Consider the following 14,741-nt stretch of genomic DNA (forward strand, 5'->3'; position numbering starts at 1 on the left):
CCAGGTGGGCCCCCCCCCCGCCCCCCGGGCACGGCCTCGGCGCGCCCGCGGGGGGCTGCCCGGCCCCGGCGCCCCCCCCGGGTGGGGGCGGGCCGCCGTCGGCGTTTCCCGGGAGTTCCCGCAGGCGCCGGAGCGCCTGTTAGATGATTGCCGCGCGCAGCTCCTTCGCAGCAACGGCGGGGTCGTCTGCGCTGTAGATGGAGCCGCCGACGACGGCGACGTCCGCGCCGGCGCGCTGCACCGCTTCAATGGTGGAGATGTTCACTCCGCCGGCCACCGAGAAGGGAACCCGGGCTTCCTCGCCGGCGCTGAGGAGCACGTTGAGGTTGTAGCCGGGCTTGGCCTGCTCGTCCAAGCCCGCGTGGAATTCGATGAACTTGGCGCCGAGGGCGCGTGCTTCCTTGGCGCGGGCCACCTTGTCCCGGACTCCGATCAGGTCCACCACGACGCCCTTGTTGTGGGCCCTGGCGGCCTTTACTGCGCCGGCAATGGTGGAGTCGTCGGCGCTGCCCAGGACGGACACGAGGTCCGCCCCGGCGTTGAAGGCGATGTCGGCCTCGAGCTCGCCGGCGTCCATGGTCTTCATGTCGGCGAACACGATCTTGTCCGGGTGCGCGGTCTTGACGGCGGTCACGGCGGCCAACCCTGCGTTCTTCACCAGCGGCGTCCCGAGTTCGATGATGTCAACGTATTCGGCCACCTTCCCGGCGAGATCGAGGGCGGCTTCGACGGTGAGGACATCCATGGCGACTTGCAGTTTCATGTGGGGGTCTCTTTCCTGGGTTTTTTGGTTTGTTGGTTGGTTCGTGGTTCTTGGTGGTGACGGGGATGAAATGAGGGGGCTATTCGAGGTTCGCGTGGCGAAGCCAGAGTTCCTCGGGGGCGGCGGCGTCCTCGTCCCAGAGGCCGTGGAAGACGGCCTCGGTGACGGCGAACAGCGCCTGCTCGAAGAGGCTGCCCGAATATTGGCGGGACACTCCGGAACGGTGGTCCGTCTTCTGCGCCGCCGGAATCAGTACGACGGCGGAGGCCAGCTCCGCGAGCGGGGAACCGGCGTTGGTGGTGTAGGCGGCAACCCGGGCGCCTTGGGCGGCCGCGGTTTCCGCGGCCTTGACCACGCTTGCCGTAGTGCCGGATCCGGAGGCGGCGAGCAACAGGTCGCCGGAACGGATGGCCGGGGCCGTGGTCTCCCCGACCACGTGCACCGTCAGGCCAAGGTGCATTAGCCGCATGGCCGCCATCTTCAGCACCAGGCCGCTGCGGCCTGCGCCCGTCACGAAAATCCTGCCGGCCAGCCGGAGTTCGGACGCCAGTCCAGCAACCTGTTCCGGATCCACGCGGCCGGCGGCCTCTGCGATCTCGTCCTGGATGAGAAGTAGGTTCCGGCTAAAGGCCCGGGACGTGCCGGCCAGGGCGGCCGGATCAGTTTCTGCGATGACGCTCATCGGCGCGTACCTCCTTCAGAAGTGGTTACCTCTTCATCCTGACCTGCCCGAAGGGCAGGCAATACGCCATCATCGGACGGTTCGTACTACCCGAAAGGGTGGGCAACCCGCTCGAACTCCGTAAACTGGGCGGGTGACCCGACCTGTCGAAACCGCGCCTGCAACCTCCGCTCCGCGGCCGCCCCATCCCGAGTTGATGCAGGCGGCCCGGCCTCTGCTGGAGGATGTCGCCGCCCTGTCCGCGGCACCGCTGGCCGACATCGCCCGGCGCCTGAGGGCGGCGCTCGTCCCCTACCTGGACAGCAGCGCCCTGGTGATCTTCACCGAGGACTGCACCGGCCGGCCGCAGAAGAAAGCCGGCGCCGAAGCCATCATCAGCCGGGTGTCCATCGCCGAACTGGACCACATCCGGGCATCGCTAGTTGGCCCGTCTCCGGCTGGCCCGTCGCTGCCCGGCGGCAACAGCTCCGGCTTCGAGGGTTCCGGCGTCGAACTGTGGGAGGGGGAGGCCGTGCTGGGCGGCGAGGAACGGCCGGTCCTCGCGTTGTCCTCGCCCAGCAATGCGCTGCTGGTCCTCGCCCATCCGCAGCCCCTGCCGGATCCCGCGGACCAGGCGGAAGCGCAGTGGGTGCTCCGCTACCTGTGGCATCTCACGGCGGAGCGCATCAGGGAAAAGGTGGCCGATGCGCCGCCGTCGTACCTCATTGAATCCCGCGCGGCGTCGGCCGAGCGGGTACGGGTGACGGCCGAGCTCGTCGACCGCCACTCCACCACGCTCGAGACCCTCCTCGCCGCGCTGCGGTCGCCGGCCTTGAAGGACGACGCGGCGCGGAAGTCCGCCACCGACGTTGCCGCCAAAGCACTCGTGGGCCTGCGCACGCTCAACGACCGCACCACCGACCTGGTGGAAGAACCGGTCAGCACGGCCTTCCAGCGCCTGCGGGACGACCTCCGGCCGCTCATGAATTTCAGCGGGATCGACGTCCAGTTCATCGAACCGCCCGTCAACGGCCGAGCCCTGCCCGGAGAGGTGGCCCACGCCGCGCGGGCCATCGTCCGGGGCGTGGTGCTCGCCATGGTGGACCAGCCGAAGGTCCGCCGCATCCGGACCCAGTGGGACTGCGACGGCGAGAACCTCCTCATCAACGTCCGCGACGACGGCCTCGGCGAGCTGTCCGCGGAAGCACCCAATATCGCGCGCCTGGTCCAGCGCGTGGAAGCCCTGGACGGCCGCATTTCGATCGAGGTGATGCCGGGCTGGGGCGCCGATGTCGCCGTCGACCTCCCCCTCGATCCGCCCGCGCGCCAGCTGGCCGATGTCTCGGAGTGGAAGCTCGGCGAGAGGGAACTGGAGGTGCTCCAGCTGCTCTCCGCCGGGCAGCGCAACCGCGCCATAGCGGGGAAGCTGCACATCAGCGAGAACACGGTGAAGTTCCATCTCCGGAACATCTTCCGCAAGATCGGGGCCTCGTCCCGGACAGAGGCCATTGCGCTCGCCCACAGCAACGGCCTGCGCTAAGCGTGCCCCTGGCTGGCGTGGGCAGATAAGAACTGTGCTCACGCTTGCTTTCCGGCTTTGGCTCTGGGGGCGCAACGCTCCGTCGCGCCGGCGACCCGCTCCTGCGGCGGCGATACCCCCGCTGTGGCTTGGTCGGTTGCGCGGGTGGGGCTGGCTGTTCAGGTTGTCTGGACCCGGGCAAGGGAGGTGCCGTGGAACGGTAGTTTTGGCCGGTCGGGGTGCGGAGTTCGATGGCGTGCCGGGGGCCGGGCGCGGGTTGGGCTTTCCATCCGGGGAGTTCTTTGGTGTGATTGCAGGCCTCGCACAGCCCGGCCGCGTTTCCGAGACTGGTGGTTCCGCCCTTGTGCCACGGTACGACGTGGTCGTGATGGCGGATGGGTGCGTCACAGTACGGGGTGCGGCAGGTGTCATCACGGGCCTCGATGAAGCGCCGCAGCCCGGCTGGGAACAGTCGTGCCCGTGAATCCATGGCGACGAGGTCGCCGGTCCCGGGTGCGGTGTACAGCCGGCGAAGCCAGGTCCTGAGCTCGTGATCGTCCTCCTTCCGGCCCTGCGCCCGGGTAAGCAGGTGGCGGGCCCAGCCGGCCGGGACGGTGCCGTACCCGGGTAGCCGGGCCGGCTCGCCATCGCCTTGGAAGAGGGTGCGGTCGGTCATGACGAGCTGGATCTCCACGCCCGAGATTCCCCCGGGGGTGCCCGTAGTACGTTCAACCAGGGCGTCGGCCATGACCTGTCCACGTGTCCGGTCATCCCCTTCGGAGCGAAGGGTGTCGGCGTGCCGGCTGAGCGCGGCATGCACGGCGACGCCCTGCGCGACGGGCAGCAGGGCTGTCAGGTAGGTCATGGTGTCCGGTGCCGGGCGAAGGCTGACACACCGCTCCTCAGCGGCGCGACCGGCCCGTTGGGTGACGGAGCGGGGGTCCCGGCGGTAGGACGCGGCCCTAACCGCCGCGGTGATGGCGCGGTCCCCGACCCCGGCGAAGGTCCCTGTGTCGGGAGCGAGTTCGTCGTCGACGGCGCACCGGTCGGCCGCGGACAGGCATGCTGTCTCCTTGACGATCACGGTGGCACGCCATTCGTTGAGCTGCCCGCTGTCCAGGGCGGCCAGGGTGTGCGGCATCTCGGTCACGAGGGCCTTGGCGAGGCCAAGCAGGCGGCTGCCGCGGCTGGGCGATTCCCGGCGGGCGAGGGCGATCTGCGCGGCCACGCCCTGGCCCCGTTCCGCGACGGGGACCCCGGCCGTGGCCTGCTCCCGCCGCTGGGCGGCATCAAAGGCCACGGCAATCCTTGCCTGCAGGCCGGCGCCCACGCACTTCAGGACCTCCAAGCCAGCCAGCTGCTCGATCAGCCCGGCGCTGTCCGGGCTGAGCTGCAGCGAACCCGCCGCAGCAATCAGGTCTTGAACACTGGCACAGGACCCAGCGGAGCTGGACGCATAGGTGTTCGAGGCGGCGTCATCGGCAAACGCGGCCTCGGGAAACGCAGGGCCCGAAAATGCGGCGTCGGGGAAAGGGTCCTCTGGAAAGGTGGGGTCTGAAAACACGATGTTCGGGTCAGAGTCATATGGATAGCTGTCATCCGGGAACGCGTCGAATGAAAACCCGTCGTCCGGAAAAGCGGCACCGGGAAGAGCGCCGCCTGGTGGCGGGGCTACCAGTCTCAACTCCGACTCCCGAATGTTGTTCATAGACACAGTCTTCCAAGGGGGTCTGACATTCTAGGGCCGTCGCGACACAGCGGGCGTAGTGCGGTTTCAACCGCTGCCCGCGAACTGCCCCTTGCAGGACCGGCAGGCCGGTGACAGGGTGGCGGCATGGCGATCGAGATTCGTCCGGCGACGCAGTTCGAGGACGTGAAAACGATGCTCGGACCCAAGCGGCCCGATGCGACCGTGTGCTGGTGCCTGAGCTACCGCATCCCCTCCAATCAGAACGTGCAGCTACACGGCCCGGAGCGAGGGGAACTGGTGGAGCAACTCGTGGGGCAGGCGCCGCCGCCGGGGGTGCTCGCATACGACGAGGATGAAGTGGTGGGCTGGGCGGCCGTCCATCCGCGCGCCGACACCAGCTTTGCCCGCAACCGCAGGATTCCGCACGTGGACGACCTCGACGTGTGGTCCGTGTGGTGCATTCGGGTGCGGCCTGGACATCGCCGCGAGGGAATCTCCCATCAGCTGCTGCAGGGTGCCATCGATTTCGCCCGGCAGCACGGTGCGCCCGCCATCGAAGGCTACCCCGTGGACAACCGCGGCCAACGCGTTGACCTCACCATGGCCTACGTTGGCACCCGCAAACTCTTCGAACAGGCCGGGTTCGCCTGGGCTGCCGACACTGACTCAGTGATCAATGGCTTCCCCCGCGTGCTCATGCGCCGTGACCTGCGCTGATTCGCAGGCGCTGCGTTAACCCGCTTAACGCAATGTCAGCTCCGTCACACCTCCGGGACTAGGATCGGAATGGTCGAACTAACCGAGAGGACGCTACAGGCGGCCTTGTGGCGGGTAAGCAAAAGCCGCAGAAACTACTTGAGAGTATGGATCATGGCTTCGAACAGTGACCCTGAATCTGATATCGATGCTGAGGGTGGGCAGCACGGAGGTGTCCAGTCCGTAGACCGGGCGCTCGCAGTCCTGGAAATACTTGCCCGGGACGGCCATGCGGGCGTGAGCGAAATTGCCGAGGAGATGGGCATCCACAAGTCCACGGTTTCCCGCCTGCTGGGCTCCCTGGTCAGCCGGGAAATGGTCCACCAGAACAGCGAACGGGGAAAATACCAACTGGGGTTCGGCATCCTGCGGCTGGCAAGCTCCATCCCCGGCCGACTCAGCCTGGTCCGCGAGGCCCGGCCCGTGCTGGAAAGCCTGGCCGAGGAATTCAAGGAGACCGTCAACCTCGCCGTTCTGCGCTCCAATTACGCCGTTAATGTGGACCAGGCCATGGGACCGTCAACGCTGGCCACCTACGACTGGGTGGGCAGCCTGACGCCGCTTCACGCCACGTCCAGCGGAAAAGTCCTGCTCGCAGCCTTGTCCGCGGACGACCGCGACCGCATCCTGAAGGAGACGGGGCTCCCGGCCCGGACTCCCCGGACCATCACCAACCGGGCCAAGCTCGAAAACCAGCTTCTCGACGTCGCCCGCAACGGCTACGGCGTGGTCCGGGAAGAGTTCGAAATCGGGCTCAACTCGATGTCAGTGCCGGTGTACAACCATGTTGGGGCGGTGATCGGCGCGGTCAGCATTTCCGGCCCGGCCTTCCGCTTTGATCCCGAGGCGGCGCCGGGACTCCTCGAGGCGCTCAAACAGGCAGGCCTCCGGATCAGCGCGAACATGGGCTACACCCGGCGCTAGACGATATGAGGCAGGAGGAGGCTGGCGTCCGAAGGGGCTCCTGGTCCTTCTGAAGGCCCATTGTCGCCGGGGCGGATCCGGACCGCCCAGCTTAATGGAGCTTGTAATGTCCCGGGGACAGGGGGCGCTCCGGATTCTATCCCCGGCGCTGATGGCCTCTGTCAGAAGGACCAGGAAGTGTGGTCCAGGGGGCTGGAACCTCCTCTTCAAAGCAAGGCGTGGGTTGCCTGCCACACTTGGCGGACAGGTAGAGCCACATTTGAAATTTGGAGGTTCCAGCTATGTTCGAGCGTACAAGCGTCGGCTTGGATGTCCATGCCCGCACCGTTGTCGCATGCGCATTGGATGCGCAGACCGGTGAGATCATCCTGCACCGGATGACTCCGGATCATGGTGAGATTCTTGCCTGGATCCTCTCCCTGCCATCGCCGGTTCGAGTCGTTTACGAGGCGGGTCCGACGGGTTTCGGCCTGGCCAGGTTCCTGCTCGCCGCCGGGATCGGCACGGTCGTCGCAGCGCCGTCGAAGCTCCAGCGCCCGTCTGGGGACCGGGTAAAGACCGATGCGAAGGATGCGCTGCATTTGGCCCGGCTGCTGAAGCTGGGTGAGGTCACCGGAGTAAGAATTCCCTCAGCGGACCAGGAAGCAGCGCGGGATCTGGTCCGCTCACGCGAAGACGTCCGGGGAGACCTCATGCGTTCCCGGCACCGGATCTCCAAACTCCTGTTGCGCCAAGGCATCGTGTATTCGGGCGGGCAGGCCTGGACCGGCACCCATGAACTCTGGCTGGCCCGCCAGCGTTTCGACGCTCCGGCCCGGCAGCTGACCTACGAGTCCTCTCTGGAGGCGATGCATGAGATCTCGGACCGCCGTGACCGCCTCGATCAAGCGATCACCGCGATGGCATATGGAAGCGAATACACCCCGGTTGTCCGGGCATTGCAGTGCCTGCGCGGCATCTCGACGCTGACCGCATTTGGACTGGCCGTGGAGATCGGCGACTGGGAGCGGTTCACCGGCTCCACGATCGGCGCTTACCTGGGCCTGGTCCCGACAGAACATTCCTCGGGGGCATCCCGGTCCCTGGGCTCCATCACCAAAACCGGCAACAGCCACGCCCGCCGGCTGCTGGTCGAGGCCGCATGGCACCACCGCAGACCCTACAACAACCCGTCCCGGCTGATGCGATCCCGCTGGGAAGAAGCGACCTCGGAGGCCAGAACCCGGGGTCATGCCGGGAACCGGCGCCTGCACGAACGCTGGATCGGCTACCTCGAACGCCGCAAGCGTCCCGTCATCGCCAATGTCGCCATCGCCCGCGAACTCTCCGGCTGGTGCTGGTCCCTGGCCGCCGGCACACCTCCGGCAGCCCGCTCCCCAAGATCGATAGCTACCGTGCACTGATCAGAGCCAGAAAGCCCCCCCGGGGAAACCCAGTTGGAAGTGGTTCCTTGCAGCGCGTGGAGTAAACCCGCGATACACCTATGGGCAACCAGAACCCGGCCACGCCCGTCATTGCTAGACCAGCGGTAACCTCCAGCCGAACACTTCGTCCTGCGGTAACCAACCCGCGCATATCAGTCTGACCGCGGTGTCGCCAACGACACGCTGGCCACACACCAACGCCTCTTCCCGGGCCACAAAAAAGGAAGCGGTCCCAGGCAACCCAGCCCGAGGACCGCTTCCTCATGCCCTTGACAAACGAGACCTACATATCAGTTGTACTGCCCAGGCAGGTTGGTTAAGCGGCTGATGGGCGGGTGGACTCCGATTGCGGTGTGGGGCCTGTGGACTCACAGTCTGTCAAGCCGTGTTCTTCGCTGCGGATGAGGCATTGAGCGTCCGATAGATTCGCCGGGCCAGGTAGCGCTTGATGCAGCGGCGGATTTCCTTATCCGTACGACCTTCAGCGCGACGTTTGCTCACATACTCACGCGTTTGGGCGTCATAGGTCATCCTCGTCACCGCGACCATGTGAAGTGCACTGTTCAGCGCCCTATCGCCACCCCGGTTCAGCCGATACCTGACGGTGTTACCGGACGAGGCCGGTATGGGATTGACGCCAGCCAATGAGGCGAAAGCCGCCTCGTTACGAACCCTTCCTTCGTGTGACGACGCGGTCAGACACTTCGCGGCGCTGATCGCCCCGAACCCTTTCTCGTCCAGCAGCGGCGCGGCCTCGCTGACCTGACCAGCTCGTCCACCTGTTTCTCATTGGCTATGAGCTGCTCGTCCAACTCGAGGATGTGTTTAGCCAAGCGAATGGCCTCGGCCCGAGCGAGGGAGAGGGAGAGTTCTTCCTCCCGGGGCCGCCACCGAGAGATGTCCGAGATCTGGGAGGCGGTAAGGGATCTGCGGGCGTCGATCCCAAGTTTGTTGCTGCGGACTAGGGCGTTGAGTGCGTTGATCGACCTTGTGCGGTCGGCGCTCATGGCCCCACGGGCGGTGGTCAAGATCCGCACTGCTTGGCGGATTCCCTCATTGAGCCGGGGGCGGCGCAGCTTCTGCACGGGTAATGGCAATGTTGCGGCCGCGATCTGGTGGGCGTCCAGGACGTCGGTTTTACCCACCCCGCGGCGGTTCTTGGCATCCATGCGTGGTGCCTCAGCGACCGGATAACCATGGGAAGCTACTGCGCCGGCCAGGATGGCCCCGTAAGTTGCGGCACCTTCGATGATCCAGAGGGTGTCAGCATCCGCGCCGGTGCTGTGGGCTACCCAATTGATTGCACGGTTGATACCGGCCGCATTAGTAGGAAATGTACGGGCTTTCCAGTAGCGCGCCGGTGGTGGCTGCGAGGATCGCGCAGACATGGTTGCGGGCGTGTGTGTCGACACCCACGACAAACGGGTGGGTATGAGCGACGATTGACATAGCGGTCATGACACCTCTCCAAGAGTGATGGACATGGGTCAACGGCCGTCAACGGCCGGTACCAGCCCGGGTAGGAGTCACATCGGAACAGCACTGTGATGAGTCACGCCCCGCCTAGGGGGCGGACAATCTTCTGATCAAGCTACCGAGGTGGGCCGGAATGGTGCCGGCCACCTACCCCAAAGACGGACAAGTCCACAGCAAGACAAGCAATGTCAATGATTGTATGAGCCACATCTTCGGGGCGGGCGGGCCAGTAGCCATCCTGCCAGCCGGTCCCGGACCAGCCATGATCAAGACTCACAGTGATTGTAATGGTGCAGCCATGCCGGGAGGGCGTTTCTGCGGGCTGATTCTGTGGCGTAAAAGTGCTGGAATGCCCAGCCGTCGGCCAGAGTGCGGTGGAACCCTTCGATCTTGCCGTTGGTCTGCGGACGGTAGGGGCGGGTCTTCTTGGCCTTGACGTTCAGCTCCCGGCAGGTGTCCCGCCAGAGATGGGATTTGTAGGCTGAGCCGTTATCAGACAGGACCCGCTCGACGGTGACGCCGCGGGCGGCGAACCAGGACACGGCCCGTCGCAGCACTCCCACAGCGGTGACCGCTGTTTCGTCGCCGTGAATCTCGGCGTAGGCGACCCGGGAATGGTCATCGATGACCGTGTGCACGTAGGCGGTGCCGATCAAAGGATTGTGATGCCTGTTGCGCGGCTTGTCAGAGGTCCCTATCCGGTTCCGCTTGCCGTCCTGCCGTCCGACGTAGCGCCAGCCGCCGCCGTCGGGGATGTTGCCGAGTTTTTTCACGTCGACATGGATCATCGCCCCAGGTGTGTCGTGTTCGTAGCGTCGGATGACTTCCCCGGTGCGTTTGTCCACGTGATGCAACCGGTTCAGCCGGCACCGCACCAGAACCGCGTGGACCGTGGAGGCGGGCATGGACAGCTTCGCGCCGATCGCGACCGGCCCCAGCCGCTGCTTCCACCGCAGGTGCACGACCTTGCGGACCAGTTGCGGCGGGGTCCGGTTCACCACCCGGTGCGGGCGCGAGGATCTGTCAGGCATGCCCGCTTCGCCCATCGCGGCATACCGTTCAGCCCACCGTTTGGCCGTGGGCCAGGAGTAATTGAACTGTTCGGCAGCCCGGGACACCGGCCAGGCGTGATCAACGACGAGACGCGCGAGGCGTAACCGTTGGCGTGGAGTCAAAGCGGCATTAGCGTGGGACATTGAGGACCTCCTGGTCGCCTCAGCGGTTGTCTAAGCAACTCCACTGTGCAACCGGAGGTCCTCACCCATGAGTCAACGACTCCAGCGAGTCATCACATTCACCCAACCAACGTCCCTGGGCAGTACAGCTAGTACCGGCCTAGCGGGCATCCTTCGGTCCCGGCTTCGGTCTTGGTGCCGGGTAGCCGGTCATCAGCACGCCCGAGAGGACCCAGATCAGGCCTATCCCTGCCACGGCCAGTCCTCCGCCGAGACCGGTCACGGAACCGGCCAATGCCGCACCGATTGCGAACGCGCTTGCCCGGAAGCCCGCGCCCACGGTGAAGATCTGCGATCTGAGGTGGGGCGGGCTCAGATGGTTGCGGAGGAAGAGCATTGCCGCCGAGGTGGAGGCAGTGAACACCCCGGACAGACCGATAGCCGCCACCGTCCAGGCAGTGCCGAAGTCGAAAGCGGCCACGATGGTCAGCAGTCCGGTGGCCAGGAAGCCCAGCATCATGACGGCGTGCCGTCGGGCGCGTGTGGGCCGGGCCGTCTCGCACAGGGCACCGAGCAGGCTGCCCACAGCGAACGCCGTCACCAGGAGGGCCCCTTGGCTGGGCGAACCGATCCGCTCGATCGGGAGTGCAACTGGGCGCCCAGGAGCGCGGCAGCAGACAGCAGCCAAAGCGCAGTCCCTGCCGGCAGGAAAGTCACCATGAGGGCGACGAGCGCGGGTCCCGCGACGGCCGAGATGTTGTATGAGAGCGCATCGTACGCAAACGCCCGCCGCGGGTCCGGGATCTCGTCCGCCACGAAGCTTGCGAGTCCGCCCATATAGAACGGAGAAGCCGCACCGGCAGTGGCTAGGAAAGCGAAGACCACCGGCAGCGGAACCTGGCCGAGGAAGGAGGCAATGGCGAAGGCGACGGCGGTCAGAAGGCCGGCGGTCGCAATCAGGACTCCGGGTCGGCGGGAACGGTCCAGGGCGGCACCCGCGATCGGCGCCGCAATCACGCTCGGTCCGAAGGAGACAGCCACCAAGGCGCCGCCGATGCCGACGTCCACTCTTCTTAAAAGGGATCGAGCCCGCCGAAACCGGGATTTCGACAGGCTCAATCAGTGGTGCTCAACGGAAACTGGCCCTCAAGCCGGGCTGCGGTCCTTCGCGTAGGAGCGCATCGCGACCGAACGCGTCGCCGAGGTCGCGCAGCGACCGCAGTGACGCCTTTCGGTTGTGTCTAAGCGACGGCGAAGGGCCGTTGCCCGGCGAAGCCGCCACTGGACCTTAACCAACCGGCTTGATGTCCCCCACCTTCTCCTGGACCCAGTCGTGGAAGGCGCCGATGTGGTGCTCGCTCGGCACCAGCACGCCGCCCTTGGCGTAGACCTTCGAGCCCATGGCCGGCTGGCATCGCTCGCACGCGTCGAAGTCCTGCTGGTTCACGCGGTGGAACAGCTCGACGGAGGCGGTGACGTCCTTGCCGGACTCCACCACGGAGGGCAGGTACAGCCAGTCGCACTCAACGATCGTGTGGTCCGCGGCCATGGGGAACATGCGGTGGATGATGACGTGGTCCGGAACCAGGTTCACGAACACCGTGGGCTTGATGGTGATGGCGTAGTAGCGGCGGTCCTGGTCCTCGCCCACGCCGGGGATCAGGTCGAGCCCCTCCGAGCCGTCGACGGTGAAGCCCTTGATGTCCTCGCCGAACTCCGCGCCGTGTCCCACGAAGTACTGTGCGGCCAGGCCGTCGGCAAACTCGGGAAGGACCTCGGTGAGCTCGGGGTGGATGGTGGCGCAGTGGTAGCACTCCATGAAGTTCTCGATGATGAGCTTCCAGTTCGCCTTCACGTCATACCGGATCCGGCGGCCCAGGCTGAGGTTGGCGACGTCGTAGCCTTCGATCGCGCGCAGGTCGCCGAGCCGCTCCTCGATGGCTCCCATGACTTCCTCTTCGAACGACGGCGGCTCGTCGGCCAGGCACACCCACACGTACCCGAGGTACTCGCGGATGTGGACCTTCACCAGGCCGTACTCGTCCCGGTCGATGTCCGGCATTTTGGTCAGGTTGGGCGCCGCGATGAGCTTGCCCTCGAAGTCGTACGTCCAGGCGTGGTACGGGCACTGGAAGGAGCGGGCAGCTTCGCCCTTCTCTTCCATGCACAGCTTGACGCCGCGGTGCCGGCAGACATTGTAGAAGGCGCGGATTTGGCCCTTGCGGGTGCGGCTGATCAGCACGCTCTCCCGCCCGATCTGGACGGTCTGCCAGGCGCCCGCCTTGTCCAGGTCCGCGGACCGCACGGCGCAGAACCACATCTGCTCGAAGATCCGCTCCTGCTCGGCCCGGAACACGGCCTCATCCACATAGGTGTAACCGGGCAGGGTGGGAATCAGACTCGGGGCACTAACCTCAACAGACAATTTGTCCTCCTAACGAACAACAGATCAAAACAACAAAGCCAGAATTGTAGGGACGGGTTTTCAGGTACAGGCCTTCAGGACACGACGGCGGCGCCCACCAGTGCCGATGCGTCCGAGCAGGCAGCCTGCCCGCCGGGCGGCCCGGGCGGCCGGCCGGGCGCAGCCAGGCCGCGACGCCATTTGGTGAACACCCGCGGCTGGTTCATTCCCAGCACGGCCACCGGCGCGCCTTCGCGGTAATACACGGCCAGGAAGCTGTGCGTCAGGGGGTCACCGGCCTCGATCTCCAGGCGGTCGTAGCCTGCAGAGTGCCCGGCGAACTGCAGCTTGACGCCGTGCTGGTCGGACCAGAAATAGGGCGGCTTCACCGGCTGCTGCGGGGCGTCCTCGTCGAGCAGTGCCTGGACGGCGACGGCGGCGCGCTCGAGGGCCCCGGTCCAGTGTTCGATCCGGCGGTGGGTCCCCACGGCGTCGTCGAACCATGCCGCGCAGTCCCCCACGGCGACGATGCCCGGAATATTGGTGCGGCCCATGGCGTCGCACAGGACTCCGCCGTCGAGCTCAATTCCCGATCCGGCCAGCCAGCCGGTGTTGGGCTCGGCGCCGATGCCCACCACCACGACGTCGGCAGGCACGTAGCGTCCGCAGCCCAGCCGTAGCCCCGTGACATTGCCTTCGCCGCTGTAGAAATCCGAAATTGTTGCGGAAGAGACAAGTTCCACGCCGTTGGCGGCGTGCAGCCCTGCCACGGCCGCACCCATCTCCGCTCCCAGCTGGGCGGCAAAGGGCACCGGTTTGGTGTCGATCATGGTGACCTCCATGCCGCGGGACGCCGCGGCCGAGGCGACCTCGGCACCGATGAAGCCGGCGCCGATGACGGCCATCCTGCTTCCGGGCACCAGCTCGGGGGCGAGGCTCTGCGCGTCGGCGAGCGTGCGCAGTGTGAACACGTTGCTCAGCCCGGCCAGGGTGGGCAGTTGCCGGGCCCGGGCCCCGGTGGCGATGACGATGCCGTCGGCCTGGACAGTGCGGCCATCCTTTAAACGGACCGTCCGCGAGGACGCATCCAGGAAGACGGCCTCGGCACTGAGCACCCACTCCGCCTGCAGCTCGTCGGCGTCGGCCTCCAGGAAGAGGTCCTCGGCGGTGATCGCCCCGAGCAGGAAGTCCTTCGACAGCGGCGGCCGGTCGTACGGACGGTGCGGCTCATCGCCAATGATGACCAGCCGTCCGGTGAAGCCTTGGGCGCGGGCAGCCCGTGCGGCCGAAAGACCGGCCAGGGAGGCTCCCACAATCGCAAGCGTCTGCACTCGACGCCCCCTTTCAATTGCTTCTTACGCAACAACAATCGCTATATGCAACAGAGTGATCTATGCCACGGGCAGTGTCAAGGGTCTTCCTGCCGGCAGGGCCGGGCCGCGCAATAGAGCAGAAAAGTCTTGACATCCCCTGTGAGCTACCCCACTCTGTTGCTTATTGCGATTGCTGTTGATCCCTGCGGAACAACGCCCGGCAGTTGCGCAGGATCCCCGAACGAAGAAGAGGTCCCTCCATGCACAAGGCATGCCCGCTCAGCGAACTGGCACCCGGGGAAGCGCTGCGGCTGAATACGTCGCCGCCCATCGCCGTCTTCCACACCGAAGAGGGCGAACTCTTTGCCATCGACGACACATGCACGCACCAGGACGCCTCCCTGGCCGACGGCTGGGTGGAGGACTGCTGGGTCGAATGCCCGCTGCACGCCTCCCGGTTCAACCTGCGCACGGGAAGCGTTGACGCCCCGCCGGCCAAGCTGCCGGTCCGCTCCCACGAAGTCTCAGTGATCGACGGCGACATCATGATCACCGAATCCGACGAGGTTCCCAACCTCCCCCCTGGCCTGACAGTGGACGGCCACGTCTAGCACCAGCCCATGAATCCGAACAAAG

General features: G+C 66.2%; 12 protein-coding genes and 2 pseudogenes. 5 read left to right on the top strand and 9 right to left on the bottom strand.

Features of this window, described 5'->3' with window-relative positions; genetic code table 11:
- Positions 1-139: 139 nt before the first annotated feature.
- On the bottom strand, positions 140-763 hold the full coding sequence (hxlA, locus tag ABFP37_RS16655; RefSeq protein ID WP_347034224.1) for a 3-hexulose-6-phosphate synthase: 624 nt from the start codon (positions 761-763) through the stop codon (positions 140-142).
- A 79-nt stretch (positions 764-842) separates the two neighbouring features.
- Entirely contained in the window at positions 843-1,445 is a 603-nt protein-coding gene (hxlB, locus tag ABFP37_RS16660) for a 6-phospho-3-hexuloisomerase (RefSeq protein WP_078027085.1), read from the bottom strand.
- Between the two features lie 133 nt (positions 1,446-1,578).
- On the opposite strand from hxlB, the gene ABFP37_RS16665 reads away from it, so the two are divergent.
- Positions 1,579-2,964: a LuxR C-terminal-related transcriptional regulator gene (locus ABFP37_RS16665; RefSeq protein ID WP_347034225.1), complete on the top strand. Its 1,386-nt coding sequence runs from the start codon at positions 1,579-1,581 to the stop codon at positions 2,962-2,964.
- On the opposite strand, the gene ABFP37_RS16670 is transcribed toward ABFP37_RS16665, so the two are convergent.
- Positions 2,858-4,651, bottom strand: coding sequence for a DUF222 domain-containing protein (locus ABFP37_RS16670; RefSeq protein ID WP_347034226.1), 1,794 nt, complete (start codon positions 4,649-4,651; stop codon positions 2,858-2,860). The two genes, ABFP37_RS16665 and ABFP37_RS16670, sit on opposite strands and share 107 nt — an antisense overlap.
- 126 nt (positions 4,652-4,777) lie before the next feature.
- Between ABFP37_RS16670 and ABFP37_RS16675 the strand changes: the two genes are divergently transcribed.
- The 3 genes from ABFP37_RS16675 (at position 4,778) to ABFP37_RS16685 (ending at position 7,716) form a co-directional block, all read left to right on the top strand.
- A complete protein-coding gene (locus ABFP37_RS16675) occupies positions 4,778-5,350 on the top strand; it encodes a GNAT family N-acetyltransferase (protein WP_347034227.1) in 573 nt (190 codons plus the stop codon).
- A 153-nt stretch (positions 5,351-5,503) separates the two neighbouring features.
- The gene (locus ABFP37_RS16680) at positions 5,504-6,313 is read left to right on the top strand and encodes an IclR family transcriptional regulator (RefSeq protein WP_078027081.1); all 810 of its coding nucleotides are present in this window, start codon (positions 5,504-5,506) and stop codon (positions 6,311-6,313) included.
- 281 nt (positions 6,314-6,594) lie between these two features.
- Positions 6,595-7,716, top strand: coding sequence for an IS110 family transposase (locus ABFP37_RS16685; protein WP_347034228.1), 1,122 nt, complete (start codon positions 6,595-6,597; stop codon positions 7,714-7,716).
- 399 nt (positions 7,717-8,115) lie between these two features.
- Here ABFP37_RS16685 and ABFP37_RS16690 read toward each other — a convergent pair.
- The 6 genes and pseudogenes from ABFP37_RS16690 to ABFP37_RS16715 all read right to left on the bottom strand — a co-directional run bounded on the left by ABFP37_RS16690 (position 8,116) and on the right by ABFP37_RS16715 (position 14,123).
- Positions 8,116-9,195, bottom strand: a pseudogene (locus tag ABFP37_RS16690) (IS110 family transposase).
- Positions 9,196-9,491: 296 nt separating this feature from the next.
- Positions 9,492-10,409, bottom strand: a pseudogene (locus ABFP37_RS16695) (IS481 family transposase); the annotation flags it as partial.
- Positions 10,410-10,548: 139 nt separating this feature from the next.
- Positions 10,549-10,989 (bottom strand): hypothetical protein, encoded by a 441-nt coding sequence (locus tag ABFP37_RS16700; protein ID WP_347034229.1) that lies wholly within the window; start codon positions 10,987-10,989, stop codon positions 10,549-10,551.
- A complete protein-coding gene (locus ABFP37_RS16705) occupies positions 10,986-11,456 on the bottom strand; it encodes an MFS transporter (protein WP_347034230.1) in 471 nt (156 codons plus the stop codon). Before ABFP37_RS16705 ends, ABFP37_RS16700 begins: the two co-directional genes overlap by 4 nt.
- Positions 11,457-11,676: 220 nt before the next feature.
- On the bottom strand, positions 11,677-12,813 hold the full coding sequence (locus ABFP37_RS16710; RefSeq protein WP_347034231.1) for an aromatic ring-hydroxylating dioxygenase subunit alpha: 1,137 nt from the start codon (positions 12,811-12,813) through the stop codon (positions 11,677-11,679).
- A gap of 74 nt (positions 12,814-12,887) precedes the next feature.
- Positions 12,888-14,123: an FAD-dependent oxidoreductase gene (locus ABFP37_RS16715; protein WP_347034232.1), complete on the bottom strand. Its 1,236-nt coding sequence runs from the start codon at positions 14,121-14,123 to the stop codon at positions 12,888-12,890.
- A 242-nt stretch (positions 14,124-14,365) separates the two neighbouring features.
- On the opposite strand from ABFP37_RS16715, the gene ABFP37_RS16720 reads away from it, so the two are divergent.
- A complete protein-coding gene (locus tag ABFP37_RS16720) occupies positions 14,366-14,716 on the top strand; it encodes a bifunctional 3-phenylpropionate/cinnamic acid dioxygenase ferredoxin subunit (RefSeq protein ID WP_347034233.1) in 351 nt (116 codons plus the stop codon).
- The last annotated feature ends 25 nt before the right edge of the window (positions 14,717-14,741 follow it).

The organism is Burkholderia sp. RS01 (assembly GCF_039748055.1).
Lineage (GTDB): Bacteria > Actinomycetota > Actinomycetes > Actinomycetales > Micrococcaceae > Arthrobacter.